The organism is Kineococcus rugosus (assembly GCF_050871975.1).
Lineage (GTDB): Bacteria > Actinomycetota > Actinomycetes > Actinomycetales > Kineococcaceae > Kineococcus.
In genome coordinates, this window is sequence record NZ_JBJLSJ010000032.1 from 1 (window position 1) to 15165 (window position 15165).

The 15165-nt window shown below is 75.1% G+C and carries 16 protein-coding genes; 6 read left to right on the forward strand and 10 right to left on the reverse strand.

The window, feature by feature from the left end:
* Window positions 1-104: 104 nt before the first annotated feature.
* Window positions 105-920, reverse strand: a complete 816-nt coding sequence (locus ACRYM6_RS17240) for an HAD family hydrolase (protein WP_432544110.1) — start codon at window positions 918-920, stop codon at window positions 105-107.
* A 60-nt stretch (window positions 921-980) separates the two neighbouring features.
* Window positions 981-2255, reverse strand: a complete 1275-nt coding sequence (serS, locus tag ACRYM6_RS17245; RefSeq protein ID WP_432544111.1) for a serine--tRNA ligase — start codon at window positions 2253-2255, stop codon at window positions 981-983.
* An 85-nt stretch (window positions 2256-2340) separates the two neighbouring features.
* Here serS and ACRYM6_RS17250 point away from each other — a divergent pair, with 85 nt between their 5' ends.
* Entirely contained in the window at window positions 2341-3453 is a 1113-nt protein-coding gene (locus ACRYM6_RS17250; RefSeq protein ID WP_432544112.1) for a diacylglycerol/lipid kinase family protein, read from the forward strand.
* 33 nt (window positions 3454-3486) lie between these two features.
* Here the strand turns inward: ACRYM6_RS17250 and pheA are convergent, their stop codons facing one another.
* The 3 genes from pheA to ACRYM6_RS17265 are packed head-to-tail and all read right to left on the reverse strand — an operon-like array spanning window position 3487 to window position 6082.
* Window positions 3487-4431: a prephenate dehydratase gene (gene pheA, locus ACRYM6_RS17255; RefSeq protein WP_432544113.1), complete on the reverse strand. Its 945-nt coding sequence runs from the start codon at window positions 4429-4431 to the stop codon at window positions 3487-3489.
* Window positions 4432-4474: 43 nt separating this feature from the next.
* Window positions 4475-4780, reverse strand: coding sequence for a WhiB family transcriptional regulator (locus ACRYM6_RS17260; RefSeq protein ID WP_432544114.1), 306 nt, complete (start codon window positions 4778-4780; stop codon window positions 4475-4477).
* 54 nt (window positions 4781-4834) lie between these two features.
* The gene (locus tag ACRYM6_RS17265; RefSeq protein WP_432544115.1) at window positions 4835-6082 is read right to left on the reverse strand and encodes a glycosyltransferase 87 family protein; all 1248 of its coding nucleotides are present in this window, start codon (window positions 6080-6082) and stop codon (window positions 4835-4837) included.
* A 60-nt stretch (window positions 6083-6142) separates the two neighbouring features.
* Between ACRYM6_RS17265 and ACRYM6_RS17270 the strand changes: the two genes are divergently transcribed.
* From ACRYM6_RS17270 to ACRYM6_RS17290, 5 genes are all read left to right on the forward strand, one after another.
* Window positions 6143-8392: a hypothetical protein gene (locus ACRYM6_RS17270; protein WP_432544116.1), complete on the forward strand. Its 2250-nt coding sequence runs from the start codon at window positions 6143-6145 to the stop codon at window positions 8390-8392.
* A gap of 67 nt (window positions 8393-8459) precedes the next feature.
* Window positions 8460-9395 (forward strand): metal ABC transporter solute-binding protein, Zn/Mn family, encoded by a 936-nt coding sequence (locus ACRYM6_RS17275; protein ID WP_432544117.1) that lies wholly within the window; start codon window positions 8460-8462, stop codon window positions 9393-9395.
* The gene (locus ACRYM6_RS17280; RefSeq protein ID WP_432544118.1) at window positions 9392-10195 is read left to right on the forward strand and encodes a metal ABC transporter ATP-binding protein; all 804 of its coding nucleotides are present in this window, start codon (window positions 9392-9394) and stop codon (window positions 10193-10195) included. Before ACRYM6_RS17275 ends, ACRYM6_RS17280 begins: the two co-directional genes overlap by 4 nt.
* Window positions 10192-11073, forward strand: coding sequence for a metal ABC transporter permease (locus ACRYM6_RS17285; protein WP_432544119.1), 882 nt, complete (start codon window positions 10192-10194; stop codon window positions 11071-11073). The genes ACRYM6_RS17280 and ACRYM6_RS17285 overlap by 4 nt, the downstream gene beginning before the upstream one ends.
* Window positions 11074-11420: 347 nt before the next feature.
* Window positions 11421-12053 carry an FMN-dependent NADH-azoreductase gene (locus ACRYM6_RS17290; protein ID WP_432544120.1) on the forward strand — a complete coding sequence of 211 codons (633 nt, stop codon included), beginning with the start codon at window positions 11421-11423 and terminating at the stop codon, window positions 12051-12053.
* 4 nt (window positions 12054-12057) lie between these two features.
* Here ACRYM6_RS17290 and ACRYM6_RS17295 read toward each other — a convergent pair whose 3' ends face one another.
* The 5 genes from ACRYM6_RS17295 to ACRYM6_RS17315 form a co-directional block, all read right to left on the reverse strand.
* Window positions 12058-12378 (reverse strand): hypothetical protein, encoded by a 321-nt coding sequence (locus ACRYM6_RS17295; RefSeq protein ID WP_432544121.1) that lies wholly within the window; start codon window positions 12376-12378, stop codon window positions 12058-12060.
* A gap of 138 nt (window positions 12379-12516) precedes the next feature.
* On the reverse strand, window positions 12517-12795 hold the full coding sequence (locus tag ACRYM6_RS17300) for a hypothetical protein (RefSeq protein WP_432544122.1): 279 nt from the start codon (window positions 12793-12795) through the stop codon (window positions 12517-12519).
* 326 nt (window positions 12796-13121) lie between these two features.
* Window positions 13122-13508 (reverse strand): hypothetical protein, encoded by a 387-nt coding sequence (locus ACRYM6_RS17305; protein WP_432544123.1) that lies wholly within the window; start codon window positions 13506-13508, stop codon window positions 13122-13124.
* 194 nt (window positions 13509-13702) lie between these two features.
* Window positions 13703-14347 (reverse strand): maleylpyruvate isomerase family mycothiol-dependent enzyme, encoded by a 645-nt coding sequence (locus ACRYM6_RS17310; RefSeq protein WP_432544124.1) that lies wholly within the window; start codon window positions 14345-14347, stop codon window positions 13703-13705.
* A 37-nt stretch (window positions 14348-14384) separates the two neighbouring features.
* Window positions 14385-15161, reverse strand: a complete 777-nt coding sequence (locus ACRYM6_RS17315) for an SDR family NAD(P)-dependent oxidoreductase (RefSeq protein ID WP_432544125.1) — start codon at window positions 15159-15161, stop codon at window positions 14385-14387.
* Window positions 15162-15165 lie beyond the last annotated feature (4 nt).

Here is a 15165-nt window from a genome sequence, read left to right on the forward strand (position 1 = left end):
GCTTCCAGGTCTGGGCGACCCCGGGCTCGACCGCGACCCGCGTCAGCCGCGCGGGAGCCCCCGCCCCCGCCGCGCCCCCCCGCCGCCCCCCCCCCCCGGGCCGCTCACCGCTCGGCGGCGGCGACGGCCTCCAGGACCTGCGCCAGCCCGTCCTCGCCGACGGTGCCGGTGACGTCGTCGGCGGCGGCCTTGACCTCCTCGGGGGCGTTGCCCATGGCGACGCCGCGACCGGCCCACCGGAGCATCTCGACGTCGTTGCGGCCGTCGCCGACGGCCAGGGTGCGGCCCCGGGCGACGTCGAGCCGCATCCGCACCTCCTCCAGCGCGCTGGCCTTGGTGACGCCGTCGGGGGCCAGGTCGAGCCAGGCGGTCCAGCCGACGGAGTAGGCGACGCCGTGCAGGCCGACGTCGTCGACGAGGCGGGAGAACTCCGCGGAGGTGTGCTCGGGGCTGCGGATGATGACGCGCATGACGGGTTCGGAGAACAACTCGTCGAACGGCACGATCGTCATCTCGCCGGTGAGCTCGCCCTCGGGGAACGGGGCGGTCAGCTTGTACCCGCGGCCGAGGACCTCGACGGCGAACAACCCGGCCGGCAGGTGCTCGCGCAGCAGTTCGGCGACCCCCGACGGGTCGAAGGTGTGCAGCGACACGACGCGGTACCCCTCGGGTTCGGCCGGGTCGAGCTGGACCGTCACCGCCCCGTTGGAGCACACCGCGAAACCGCGGTGCAGGCCGAGCCGCTGCAGGACCGGCAGCGTGCCGTGCAGCGAGCGGCCGGTGGCGACGACGACGTGCGCGCCGGCGTCGTCGACGCTCCGCACGGCGTCGCGGACGCGGTCGGACATCGACTCGTCCAGGTCGACGACGGTCCCGTCGACGTCGAGCGCGACCAGCACGCCCTGAAGGCCCCCACTCACGTTCGGCACCCTACGGGGTGACCGGGGCACCGGGCCCGCCGAGACGGCGACGGCACCCGTTCAGCCGACCGGCGTGAGGACGTCCAGGCCGAGGAAGGGCTGCAGCGCAGCGGGGACCCGCACCGAGCCGTCGGGCTGCTGGTGGTTCTCCAGGATCGCGACGATCCAGCGGGTCGTCGCCAGGGTCCCGTTCAGGGTCGCGACCGGGCGCGTCCCCGGGCCGTCCTCCAGGCGCTCGCGCACCCCGAGGCGGCGGGCCTGGAACGTGGTGCAGTTCGAGGTGGAGGTGAGTTCGCGGTAGGCGCCCTGGGAGGGGACCCACGCCTCGCAGTCGAACTTGCGCGCGGCCGAGGTGCCGAGATCACCTGCGGCGGTGTCGATGACCCGGTACGGGACCTCGATCGCGGCGAGCACCTCCTTCTCGAGGTCCAGCAGCCGCCGGTGCTCGGCGGCGGCGTCCTCGGCGCGGCAGTACGAGAACATCTCCACCTTGTGGAACTGGTGGACGCGGATGATGCCGCGGGTGTCCTTGCCGTAGGAGCCGGCCTCGCGGCGGTAGCACGCCGACCAGCCCGCGTACCGCTTCGGCCCGGCGGACAGGTCGAGGATCTCGTCGGCGTGGTACCCGGCGAGCGCGACCTCGCTCGTCCCGGTGAGGTAGAGGTCGTCCTCCTCCAGGTGGTACACCTCGGCCGCGTGGGCGCCGAGGAACCCGGTGCCCGCCATGACCTCCGGCTTCACCAGCGTCGGGGTGATCATCGGGGTGAAGCCGTTCTCGACGGCCTTGGCGACGGCCAGGTTCAGCAGCGCCAGTTCCAGGCGCGCCCCGACGCCGGTGAGGAAGTAGAACCGCGACCCGGAGACCTTCGCGCCGCGCTCGGTGTCGATGGCGCCGAGCAGCTCGCCGAGTTCGAGGTGGTCGCGCCAGGCGTCCAGGCCCTCGGGCAGCTGCGGCGGGGTGCCGACCTCCTCGACGACGACGTAGTCGTCCTCGCCGCCGGCCGGGACGCCGTCCTCGACGACGTTGGGGATGGCGCGCAGCGCGGCGTCGAACTCGGCGCCGACGGCGACGGACGCGGCCTCGGCGGCCTTGACCCGCTCGGCCAGTTCCCTGACGCCGGCGAGGACCTTCTGCTTCTCCTCGCCCTTGGCGGCGGCGACCTCCTTGCCGCGGGACTTCTGCTCGGCGCGCAGCTGCTCGAACTCGGCGATGGCGGTGCGGCGGCGCGCGTCGAGGTCCAGCACCCGGTCGACGGCGGCCTCGTCCTCGCCGCGGGCCCGCTGGCTGGCGCGGACGACGTCCGGTTCGTCCCGAAGGAGTCGCAGGTCGATCACGGCACGACACTAACCGGTCGTCCCCGGCGCGTCCGACCCGATTCCCGCGGCGGGGCGGTGGCGGGGGGGCCGGTAGCTTGGCCGGATGACGCCGGGCGAACTCCTCGACACCGGCGTGCTCGCCGTCGTCCTCGCGCTGCTGTGCGTCGTGACCCTGGCGCTGCTGGCGCGCGAGCGCCGCACGACCCGCCGGCTGCGCACGCAGCAGGTCCCCCCGACGTCGCCGCGCTCGGACCCGGCCCGGCAGCGGCGGGCGGCGATCGTGGTGAACCCGTCGAAGTTCACGGGCCTGGACGAGGACGCGCTGCGGCGGCGGCAGGCGTACGTGGCGGCGGTGTTCCGCTCGCACGGCTGGGACGACCCGCTGTGGCTGGAGACGACGCCGACCGAGCACGGGCAGCGGCAGGCGCGCGAGGCGGTGGCGGCCGGGGTCGAGGTCGTGGTGGCGGCCGGCGGGGACGGCACGGTGCGGGCGGTGGGCGAGGGCCTGGCGGGGACGTCGACGCCGATGGCGCTGCTGCCGGCGGGGACGGCGAACCTGCTGGCGCGCAACCTGGACGTGCCGCACACGGACCTGGCGGCGGCGCTGGACCTGGTGTTCTCGGCGCGGGACCAGCGGGTCGACGTGGGCTGGCTGGAGGTGGACCGCAGCGGCCGGGACGCCGAGCCGGAGCGGCACCTGTTCCTGGTGATGGCGGGGCTGGGGTTCGACGCGGCGATGATGGCCGGGGTCGAGGACCGGCTGAAGGCGCGGCTGGGGTACGGGGCGTACGTGGTCTCGGGGGCGCGGGCGCTGTGGGGCCCGCAGGCGAAGGTGCAGATCTCGGTGGACGGCGGGGCGCCGGCGGCGGCGCGGACCCGGGCGGTCATCGTGGGCAACTGCGGCAAGCTGACGCGGCAGCTGGTGCTGATGCCGGACGCCGAGATCGACGACGGGTTCCTGGACGCGGTGGTGCTCTCCCCGCGCGGCGGGATCGGGTGGGGCGAGGTGGCGTGGGCGATCGCGACGCGGGACCGGCGGGGTCAGCGGCGGGTGCAGCACCTGCGCGGGCGGCGCTTCGAGGTCCGCTCCGGCGAGCCGCAGGAGGTGGAGCTGGACGGGGACCCGATCGGGCCGGCCCACCGGATCACGCTGTCGGTGGAGCCGGGGGTGCTGCTGGTGCGGTGCCCGCCGCTGCACACCCCCGAGGGCCCCTGACGGCACCCCGGGGGCGCGCCCCGGGGTGCGGGCTCAGGAGGCGGACCCGGCGCGCAGCCGGTCGAGCCAGTCCTGGGCGGCGGCGAAGTCGGCCTCGGTGGGCCCGGTGCCGGTGACGGTGCGGCCGCCGTCGGCGCGGGGGTAGCTGCCGACGAAGCGGACGCGCTCGCACACGCGGTGCAGCCCCATGAGGGCCTCCCCGACGCGGGCGTCGGTGACGTGGCCGTCGCAGTCGATGGAGAAGCAGTACCGGCCCAGGGCGTCGCCGGAGGGGCGCGACTCGATGCGGGTGAGGTTGATGCCGCGGGTGACGAACTGCTCCAGGGCCTCGACGAGCGCGCCGGGGCGCTCCTCGCGCAGGAAGACGACCAGGGACGTCTTGTCGTCGCCGGTGGGGGCGGGCACGGCCTCGACCCCGGGCCGGGAGAGCAGGACGAACCGGGTCTGGGCGCCCTCGCGGTCCTCGATGCGCTCGGCGAGGACGTCCAGGCCGTGCCGGGCGGCGGCGAAGGGCGCGCAGATGGCGCCCTCGAACCCGGCGGGCTCGCCGCCGGCGACCTCGTCGGCCAGGGACTGCGCGGAGGCGGCCGTGGAGGTCGCGGGCACGTAGGAGGCGCCGGGCAGGTTGGCGTGCAGCCAGCGGCGGACCTGCGCGTAGGCGTGGGAGTGGGTGCTGACGCGGGTGACGTCCTGCAGGCGCACCCCGGGCCGCGCGGCGAGCACGAAGGTCACGGGGATGACGACCTCGGCGACGACGACCAGGGGGTCGCCGACGGCGAGCCCGTCGAGGGTGGCGGGCACGCCGCCCTCGACGGAGTTCTCGATCGGGACGCACCCGACGTCGGCCGCCCCGGTGCGCACGGCGTCGATGGTCGCGTCGACGCTGGGCATCGCGACCGCCGGGGCGTCACCGGTGACGGTCCGCAGGGCGGCTTCGGAGAAGGTCCCGACCGGACCGAAGAACGCGTAGCGCAGCACGGTCAGGAACAGTAGCCCCCGGTGGTGGTCGGGTCCCCCGCGGTCAGCCCGCCCTGCGCAGCTTGCGCTTGTCGGTGCGCTCGGCCCAGATGGCGTCGCGCTGGTCCTCGGTCAGCCCGCCCCAGACCCCGTAGTTCTCGCGGTGCGTCAGGACGTGCTGGCGGCACTGCCGCAGCACGGGACACTCGGCGCAGATCGCCAGGGCCGCGGCGTCGCGGTGCTGGCGGGCTGCGCCCCGTTCGAGCTCGGGGTGGAAGAAGAGCTCGGAGTCGGCGTCGCGGCAGGCCCCGGAGAGCTGCCACTCCCACGCCTCGACCGTGGGTCGCAGGCCCTTGCTCGTCTCGCTCACTGTTGCCCCCCTCGGTTGGTCACGTGGACCTGTCTTGCCCTGAGGGGAGAAAATCTAAACGCTATGCGATCGATCCGTCACTAGCTGTGATTGCCGAGGGGTGTGTCGCACCACCAGCCGCCACAGCACCACCACCGACGCGCACGCCCACCACAGGTTCCCGTTCTGCACGGCCCGCGCCACCACGACCGGCACGCTCCGCTCGGCGAGGAGGTTCGCCCCCCACCACGGCCACGCCACCCACAGCAGCACCAGACCCACGACCGCCGCCACCACGCGGGCCCGCACCCGGGCGTCACCCACCAGCGCCCCGAGCACCACCACGCCCCACAGGTAGTGGTGCAGCCACGACACCGGCGAGACCAGGAGCGCGACCAGCCCGCACGCCGCGACCTCCCCCACCAGGTCCCCGCGCCGGTGCAGCGCCCGCGCCAGCGCGAACCCCGCGACCGCCGCGGCCGCCGCCAGCACCCCCCACACCAGCACCGTCGCCCCGTCCGACAGGTACAGCCGGAGCACGAACCCGCGCAGCGACTGGTTGGAGGACCCCGCGTTCGGGCCGAGCCGGTCGGAGTTCAGCAGCGCCGACGTCCAGAACTCCAGCGACCCCTCCGGGGCCACCAGGAACGTCGCGACCGTCACCGCCACCGCCGCCGCCACCGCGTTGCGCAGCTCCCGCCACTGCCGCGTCACCGCCAGGTGCACCAGGAACACCCCCGGCGTCAGCTTGACCGCCACCGCGACGCCGATGAGCGACCCCCGCGGCCAGCGGACCGTGAAGCGCCCCACCCGCAGCCCCTCGGACCCCTTCACCAGGTCCAGCAGGCACAGCGTCACCAGGACCGCGTTGACCTGCCCGAAGCGGATGTTCTCCCCCACCGGCGAGATCCACACGCACGCCGCCGCGACCAGCCCCTGCGCCAGCCCCGCGAACCGGCCCGCGCGCGCCAGCAGCGGGCCGAACGCCAGCCCCACGACCACCCACAGCAGGCACAGCTGGAACGCCGTCCACACCCAGCCCGCCACCGCCCACGGCATCAGCGCCAGCGGGATCGACAGGACCGCCGAGAACGTGGGGTACGTGAACGGCAGCAGCTGCGGGACCTCGGTCTCGAACTGGTACACCGGCCGCCCCAGCAGCAGCGACCGCCCCGCCTCCCGGTACACCTCCAGGTCGACCTGCCACTGGTCGTCGGGGTAGGCGACGAGGTAGCGGTGCACGATCGGCGCGACGGCCACCAGGAGCACCACCACCCCCAGCCACCGCCACGCAGCAGTCCGTGAGGTCCCCTGGCTCAGCACCCCCCGATCCTCCCCCAGCAGCACACGGGTCCCGACCACCACCGCCCCTAGCCTGTGACGGTGCCCCACCCCAGCGCGACCCCGCCCCCCGCCCACCCCCTGCGGCGGGTGACCGTCCTGTCGGCCGTCCTGGCCGTGCTCGGGGCGCTGCTCGGGATCGGCACGGGGGTCGGGGCCGGGACCGCGCAGGCCGCCACGACCACCGACCGCGCCCCCCTCGTCCTCGTCGGGTTCTCCGGCGTCCGCTGGAGCGACGTGTCCGCGCAGGCCACCCCCGCGCTCGCCTCGATGACGTCCGGCGCGATCGGCACCGTCGCCGTCCGCAGCGTCTTCACCGCCGCCTGCCCCGCCGACGGCTGGCTCGGCCTGTCCGCCGGCCGGCGCGCCACCGACTTCGACGGCACCTCCGCTGAGCACGTCGGCGCCCCCTGCGCACCGGTCGCCGCCCCGGTCGACGGGGTGCAGCCCGACTTCGCCGAGTACCGGCGCACCGCCGAGGGCGACACCTTCAGCGCCGTCCCCGGCACCCTGGGCCGGGCCCTGGCCGAGGCCGGCACCCGCACCCTGGCCGTGAACCCCGGCGCCTCGATCGCGCTGGCCGGCACCACCGGGGCCGTCCCGTCGTACGTCGCGGCGAGCACGCCCGCCGAGATCGGCGGCGTCGTCCAGGACGCCCTGGAGACCGGCGCGCAGGTCGTCGTCGTCGACGCCGGCACCGTCCGCGACCCCGCCGACCTGCCCGCGCGCGAGACGCCGCCGGCCGCCTCGCGCGCCGAGCAGGTCGCCGCCGTCGACGCCGCCGTCGCCGCCGTCCAGCGCGCGGTCGCCGGCTCCACCGGCACCGGCGCCACCACCCTGCTCGCCGTCTCCCTCGCCGACGCCGGCCGGACCGCCCACCTGCAGTTCGGCGCCGCCACCGGCCCGCAGCCCGGCGGCGGGAGCTACGAGGGGTTCCTCGGCTCCCGCTCCACCCGCCAGACCGCGATCGTCCAGACCACCGACCTCACCCCCACCGTCCTGGCCCTGGCCCTCGGCTCCGACCACGGCACCCCCGGGCTCGTCGGCGCCCCCGTGACCAGCACCGACGCCGACACCGGCGCCGCCGCCCGGGAGCTGAAGGTCCGCGACCTCGACGCCGCCGCGCAGGCCGTCCAGCCCCTCGTCGGGCCGTTCTTCACCGTCTGGGGCGCCTCGCAGATCGTCCTGTACGCCGTCGCGACCCTCGCGCTGCGCAAGGCCTGGGGCGGCCCGGCCGGCCGCCGCCGCGTCCTGGCCTGGCTGCGCGCGCTGACCGTCGTGTTCGGGGCCGTGTGCGCCTCCACCTTCCTGGCCAACACGATCCCCTGGTGGCGCCACGGCGACAGCACCGGCGACCACCTGCTCGCCGTGACCGGGGCCGTGGCCCTGTACGTCGCCGTCATCACGGCGCTGGCGCTGCTCGGCCCGTGGCGGCGCGCGGCCCTGGGTCCCCTCGGGTTCGTCGGGTTCGTCACCGCCGCCGTCCTGGCCGTGGACTGCGCCACCGGCTCCCGGCTCATCACCTCCAGCCTCAACGGCCTGCAGCCGGTCGTCGCCGGCCGCTTCTACGGCCTGGGCAACCAGCAGTTCGCGCTGTTCGCGACCGGGGCGCTGCTGTTCACGATCGCCGTCGCCGACCGGCTCGTGCGCGACCGCCGCCGCCGGGCCGCCGTCGTCCTCGTCGCCGTCGCCGGGCTGCTCGCCACCTACGTCGACGGCGTCCTGGGCTCGGACTTCGGCGGCCCACCGGCGATCCTGCCCGCGTTCGGGCTGCTGGCCCTCGTCGTGGCCGGGGTGCGGATCACCTGGCGGCGGGTCCTGCTCATCGGCGGCGCGACCGTCCTGGCGCTCGCGGCGATCTCCGTGGCGGACTGGCTGCGGCCCGTCGACGACCAGACCCACCTGGGCCGGTTCGTGCAGACCCTGGTCGACGGCGGGGCCTGGCAGGTCGTGGAGCGCAAGGCCGCGCAGAACCTGCGGATCCTGTACGGCAACTGGCTGCTGAGCCTGGTCCTGGCGCTCGCGGCGGTGTTCATCGCGTTCGTGCTGGCGCGGCCGAGGGTGCTGGGCGTCTCGGTGCTGGAGCGCGCCTACGAGCGGCACCCGGTGCTGCGGCCGGGGCTGGCCTGCCTGCTGGTGCTGCTGGCGGTGGGGTTCGCGGTGAACGACTCGGGGGCGGCAGTGCCGGCGGTGGGGGCGATGCTCGCGGTGCCGCTGCTCATCGCGTGCGTCACCCGGGTGCTGGACGAGGCGCCGGAGGTGGCCGGGGCGGGTGAGCGGGCGCGGGTGTGAGGCGGGGGCGGTGGTTCGCCGGGGTTACAGTTGTTGCGAACCGTTCCCATCGTCAGGAAGCCGCCGCATGCTGTCGCGCCGTTCGTCCCTCGCCCTCGCCACCGCCCTGACCGCCGCACTCACCCTCGGCGCCTGCGGCGGCGACGACACCGACGCGGGCACCGGCACGACGGGAGCCACCGCCGGCGGCGACGGCCTGAGCGTCGTCGCCTCCACGAACGTCTACGGCTCCATCGCCGAGGCCGTCGCCGGGGACGCCGCCACCGTCACCTCGATCATCGACGACCCCAGCGCCGACCCGCACAGCTACGAGGCGAACACCCGCACCCAGCTGGAGCTGTCCCGGGCGACCGTCGTCATCGAGAACGGCGGCGGGTACGACGACTTCGTCGACACCATGCTCGACAGCGCCGGCTCCGACGCCACCGTCCTGAACGCCGTGGAGATCTCCGGCAAGACGGCCGCCGCGGGCGAGGAGCTCAACGAGCACGTCTGGTACGACGTCGAGACCGTCCGGAAGGTCGCGCAGGAGCTGGAGGCGACCCTCGCGCAGGCCTCCCCCGACGACGCGGACACCTTCGCGGCCAACCTGGCGACCTTCGAGGCCGGCCTCGACACCCTGGAGCAGAAGATCCAGACCGACCGGGCCGCCACCCAGGGCCAGCCCGTCGCGATCACCGAGCCCGTCCCCGGGTACCTGCTCGACGCCCTCGGCACGACGAACGCCACCCCCGAGGAGTTCTCCGAGGCCATCGAGGAGGAGAGCGACGTGCCCGTCGACGTCCTCCAGCAGACCCTGGCACTGTTCACCCAGCAGCAGGTGCGCGCGCTCGTCCACAACGAGCAGACCACCAGCCCGCAGACCGAGCAGGTGCTGCGGGCGGCGCAGGACGCGGGGATCCCCGCGGTGCCGGTGACCGAGACGCTCCCCGAGGGCGAGGACTACACGACGTGGATGACGCAGAACGTCGACGCGATCACGGCGGCGTTGGCGCGGCCGTGACCCCCGCGCTGCGCCTGGCGGGCGCCTCGCTGGCCTACGGCGACCGGCGCCTGTGGTCCGGCCTCGACCTCGACGTCGCCCCCGGCGAGTTCATCGCCGTCCTCGGCGCCAACGGCGCCGGCAAGTCCAGCCTCCTGAAGGTCCTCCTCGGCCAGCAGCCCCTCGAGCGCGGCACCGTCGAGGTCGGCGGGCGCCCCGTGCAGCGCGGCAGCCGCCGCATCGGCTACGTCCCGCAGCAGAAGGGCCTGGACCCCGACACCCCACTGCGCGCCCGCGACTTCGTGCGCCTCGGCCTCGACGGCCACCGGTGGGGACCGCTGCTGCCCTCGCGCCGGGCCCGGCACGCCGTCGACCGCGTCCTGGAGGCCGTCGGGGCCACCGCCTACGCCGACGCCCCCGTCGGGCGCCTGTCCGGCGGTGAGCAGCAGCGGCTGCGGGTCGCGCAGAGCATCGTCGGGGACCCCGACGTCGTGCTCGCCGACGAGCCGCTGCTGTCCCTGGACCTGCACCACGCCGCCTCGGTCAGCGCGCTGCTGCACGAGTCCCGCGTGCGCACCGGCGCCGCGGTGGTCTTCGTGACGCACGACGTGAACCCCGTCCTGCCCTACGCCGACCGGGTCCTGTACCTCGCCGCCGGCCGGTTCCGCGTCGGCACCCCCGACGAGGTCATGAACTCCCGGACGCTCAGCGACCTGTACGGCTCCCCCGTCGAGGTGCTCCGGTCCAACGGCCGCCTGCTCGTCGCCGGCGGGGCCGCCCCCAGCGACCACCCGCACGCGCACGAACAGGAAGCCTCGTGAACATCTCCTGGGAGAAGGTCTTCGACTTCTCCGACTACGGCGCCCTGCTGGCGCTGGTCCACAACTCCCTGTACGCCGGGGCGCTGCTGGGGCTCATCGGCGGCCTCGTCGGGGTGTTCATCGTCGCCCGCGACCTGCCGTTCGCCGTGCACGGCACCGCCGAGCTCAGCTTCGCCGGGGCCGCGTTCGCGCTGCTCATCGGCGCCGACGTCGTCGCCGGGTCCCTGGTGGGGTCCGTCCTGGCCGCCGGCCTGTTCGGCGTCCTGGGCAACCGGGCCCGCGAGCACAACTCCGCGATCGGCGTCCTCATGCCGTTCGGCCTGGGGCTGGGCGTGCTGTTCCTGGCCCTGTACGAGGGGCGCGCCGCGAACAAGTTCGGGCTGCTGACCGGCCAGATCGTCGCCGTCGACAACCCGCAGCTGGTGTCCCTGGCGGTGCTGTCCGTCGTCGTCCTCGTCGCGCTGGTCGTCATGTGGCGCCCGCTGCTGTTCGCGAGCCTGGACCCCGACGTCGCCGCCGCCCGCGGCGTGCCGGTGCGGTTCCTGTCCCCGGCGTTCATGCTGGTCCTGGGCCTGGCCGTCGCGATGAGCGTGCAGATCGTCGGCGCGCTGCTCGTGCTGGCGCTGCTCGTGACGCCCGCCGCGGCCGCGACCCGGGTCAGCTCCTCCCCGTTCGTCGTGCCGCTGCTGTCGGTGGCGTTCGCGCTGACGGCGATGGTCGGCGGGATGCTGCTGGCGATCGGCTCCTCGGTGCCGATCAGCCCGTACGTGACGACGGTGTCGTTCACGATCTACCTCGTGTGCCGCCTCGTGGCCCGTCTGCGGCGCCCCGCGAAGCGGCCCGAACCGGCTCGTCCCGTCGTCGCCGAGGTCGCCTGACCCGTCCCCGCGCCCGGCCCCGCGCCCGGCGAAGGGCCACCGCGGCGCCCTGCCCGAGCGCGACCAGGGTGAACGCCCCCGCGACCACCCGGTCCAGGACCCCGCCACCGCGCAGCGCCAGGCTCCACCAGGCCAGGGCGAGCGCCGCCCACGCCAGGACCCACCAGCGGTCCAGGACACCCCCGGGGGCGTCGGCGCGCCGGCGCGCGGCGGGTCGGGGGTCCACGGCCCCGAGCCTGGACCCGGTGGCCCGCGCGGCGCCTCGCCCGCCCGGCGCGGGCCGGGTCCGCCGATGGTCGCGGTCCCGCCCGGACCCCCGCCCCGACCCCCGCCAGTAGCCTCGGCGCATGCCGCACCTGTTGCACCTGGACTCCTCCGCCGACCTCGCGACGTCGCGGTCGCGGGCCATCACCGCCGCCTTCGCCCAGGTGTGGACCGCCCGCGGGGACGACTTCACCGTCACCCACCGCGACCTGCACCGCGACCCGCTGCCGCACTTCGCGACGAACGAGCAGCACTGGCCCGCCGCCGACCGCCTGCCCGGGGCGCAGGTGCCCGCCGACCAGGACGCGCTGACCGCGGCCATCCACGCCGAGCTGCTCGCCGCGGACGTCCTGCTCGTGGGGGCGCCGCTGTACAACTACACGGTCCCCTCCACGCTGAAGGTGTGGCTGGACCACGTCCACATCCCCGGCGCGCTCGCCGGGGCGGGCACCCAGCCGCTGGCGGGCCGGCCCGCCGTCGTCGTCAGCTCCCGCGGCGCCACGTACGACGCGGGCACCGAGACCGAGGGCTGGGACCACGGCGTCCCGGTGCTGAAGATCGTCCTGGGCAACTCCCTGGGGATGGACGTGCACGTCGTGCAGACCAGCGCGACGCTGGCCGACCGGCTGCCCGAGCTGGCGGAGCTGAAGGACCGCGGGGCGGCGGAGTTCGAGGCGGCGCAGGCGGCGGCGCGGGAGCTGGCCGCGACGCTCTGACCGGTCAGGCCACGTGCTGGTCGAACTCCACGACGGCACCGAGGTCACCGAGGAACCGCACGAACGGTGAGGGGAGGACGAAACTCGTCCTCCCCTCACCGTCCGCGATCGTCACGTCCTGCGTGATCGCGAAGTGGAGGGGACACCCAGCCAGACGCAGGGCGGTGAAGCTGCTCTCCGCAGGCTGGAGCCGCTGCCACAGCCGCGACACCACCTGCTCCGTCGGCTCGTCGTGAGCACCGATCTCCTGCAGTGCCCACTGGCTGAAGTACCGTCGGCCCCCGGGAGCACCCTCGTCGTCCGTGACGTCCAGATCGCGCTCCACGTCACCCGGGAACCCGGCCAGTCCTCGCAACCGGGACAAGGGCAGCGACCTGCTGGTGGCCCGCAGGTACGTGCGCACGGCGGCCACGTCAGCACTCCTCCCCGAGGTCGGTACGCCCGCCCCCTCCGACCGTGGAGCTCACTGCGGGTCGTCGCGGCGAGGACGAGGGCGGCGAGGGTTCTCCTGCGACTCCTCACCGGGTGGCAGCGGAACGCGCACCACCCCCTCCTGCCCCCTCGCCGCCAGCAGCAGCGTGTCCGAGAGGTGTTCCACCGCCGCCTTCGGGCAGCCGACGCGCATCCAGTGCTCAGCGCGCGAGAGCACGAGGGTGGCCTCGGTCAGAGCCGCCGCGAGTCGCGACGCCTCGTCCGGCTCCAGGGAGACGGTGACCACGGAGCCCCGGCGTTCCACGTCCACCACCCACTCCTACCCGGTCCGTCGGGCGGGTGCACGGCCGACTCCGGGGACCTTCACCCATCACCGAGCCACACCGCCCACGCTCCTGCCCGGGAGCAGGCAGCCGCCCGCATCCCGGACGGGTGACGGATCGACGTCCCTCGCCCAGGTGGCGGACGAGCACGCGGACGTCCTCGTCCGGGTCGTGGACCACCAGGCACCCGTGCCGCAGCGGCAGGGCTTCCCGGTGCAGGACGTGTGGGAACGGCCGGTGCGGTTCTCCGCGCCACACCGTCACCTCCACGAGGACCCGCGCCTGCCGTCCTCGGGAGCGGGTCGGTGGCCTCTCAGCGAGCACCCCGTTCCTCCTCCGTCAGGAGGCGGAGCGCCTCGGCCCGCTTCTCGGCGACGCACCCCTCGAGGTCCCGGTCGTAGTCCTCGCACTCGTCGCGCCACTCGACCAGGAGACGCTCGACGCTCGCGAGACTCCGCGCGTAGCCCGGGCCCGCGCCACCGCCCCTCGACCGCTCGTCGACGCCGTGGAGGTGCTGGAGACCGCTCCCCAGCACCAGGTCTTCCGGGTGGGGGAGGTCGGACTCGACCCACCTCGCCGCCCAGTCGTGCGCCTCCTCGCGACCGACGCGGCCCTCGAGGACCTGCCGCCACCGCCGGTCCACCTGCTCCCGGGTCGGCCAGGAACCGGGTCCGGTCGCTCCTGCGTCAGGACCGGTCACAGCGCTCCAGCTCCCTGTCGATCGCAGGCGGCACCGTCCCAGCGGTTCGCGTCACGTTCCCGCCCTCTCGGATCGACAGGTCCCGGATCACCACACCACACGTACCGCCACCGTCGGCGGGGACCTCGGCGGCACCGCCGCGCTCCGGTGCGCTCGTGGGATCGGACAGCGGTCGACGGGGTGGTGATCAGCGGTCACCCGCCCAGCCGGTCGCGCAGCAGCACCACCCCGTCGCCCTCCAGCGCGTCCAGCCCGGCGGGGCGGCCGGACACGGCGAGCAGCAGGTCCAGGTCGGGGCCGCGCACGACCGGGCCGGACCCCCGGGTCCACCCCGAGCCGGTGGCCTCCAGCCGCAGCCCGGCCGTGCGGCGCGGTCCGCCGAGGAACCGGCTGGCGGCGACGTGCTCCAGGCTGGCGGCGACCACCTCCGGCGGGGAGGTGTGGACCAGGCCGAGGGGGCGGGCGACGTCCTGGCCGTGGATCACCAGGTCCATGAGGGGGTCCATCGGCGCGCTGCCGGGGAACCGGCGGTTCGAGGCGGCGCTGCGGCGCAGCAGGTCCACGAGGTCGGCGGGGGTGTGCCGGGTGACCCGGTCCTGCGCGAGGTCCACCTCCATCCGGTCGAAGTCCCCCCGGGCGCGCAGGGCCGCGCGGGCCAACGACGGCAGCGTGAGGCGGGTCGTCACGGTGAGGTGCGCGACGACGTGCGCGACCGTCCACCCCGCGCACAGCGACGGCGTGGCCCACCGGTGCTCGTCGAGGCCGTCGGCGAGGTCGGCCAGGCGGAGGCGTTCGGCCGCGACGGCCGCGTCGATCCGGGTCCGGGTCAGGGCGTCCACGTCCTGGAGGACCGGGGCGGGGTGCGGGACTGAGCGCTCAGGGCACGATCGCGTCGACGTACCCGCCGTCGACGCGGACCGCGGCGCCCGTCGTCGCCGAGGCCAGCGGGGAGGCGAGGTAGCAGACCATGTTCGCGATCTCCTCGGGTTCGATGAACCGTCGCAGCAGGGACTGCGGCCGGTGCTTGGTCATGAACTCCCGCTGGGCGTCCTCCCAGGGGCCGTCACCGACGAGGTCGCGGACGAAGGTCTCGACGCCGCCGGTGTGCGTGGGCCCGGCGAGGACGGAGTTCACGGTGACGCCGGTCCCGGCGGCGGCCTTGGCGAACCCGCGGTGCACGCCGAGCAGCGCGGTCTTGGAGACGCCGTAGTGGATCATCTCGGCGGGGGTGACGACGGCGGAGTCGCTGGAGATGTACTGGACCCGCCCCCAGCCCTTCGCGGTCATGCCCGGCAGGTAGTGCCGGGTGAGCCGGACGGCGGTGAGGACGTTCGTCTCGAAGTAGCGCCGCCACTCGTCGTCGCTGATGTCGAGCGGGTCGGCGTGGCCGAAGATGCCGAGGTTGTTGACGAGGACGTCGACCTCGGGGACGGCGGCGACGAGGTCGGAGTGCCCCTCGACGGTGGTGAGGTCGCCGCGGACGCTGCGGACGTCCCCGTCGAGGGTGGCGGCCGCCGCCGCGAGCCGGTCGTCGTCGCGGCCGGTGATCACCACCGCGGCCCCGCAGGCGCTCAGACCCTGCGCGATGGCCAGGCCGATGCCGGAGCTGGAGCCGGTGACGAGGGCGGTCTTCCCGGTGAGATCGATGCGCACGCGC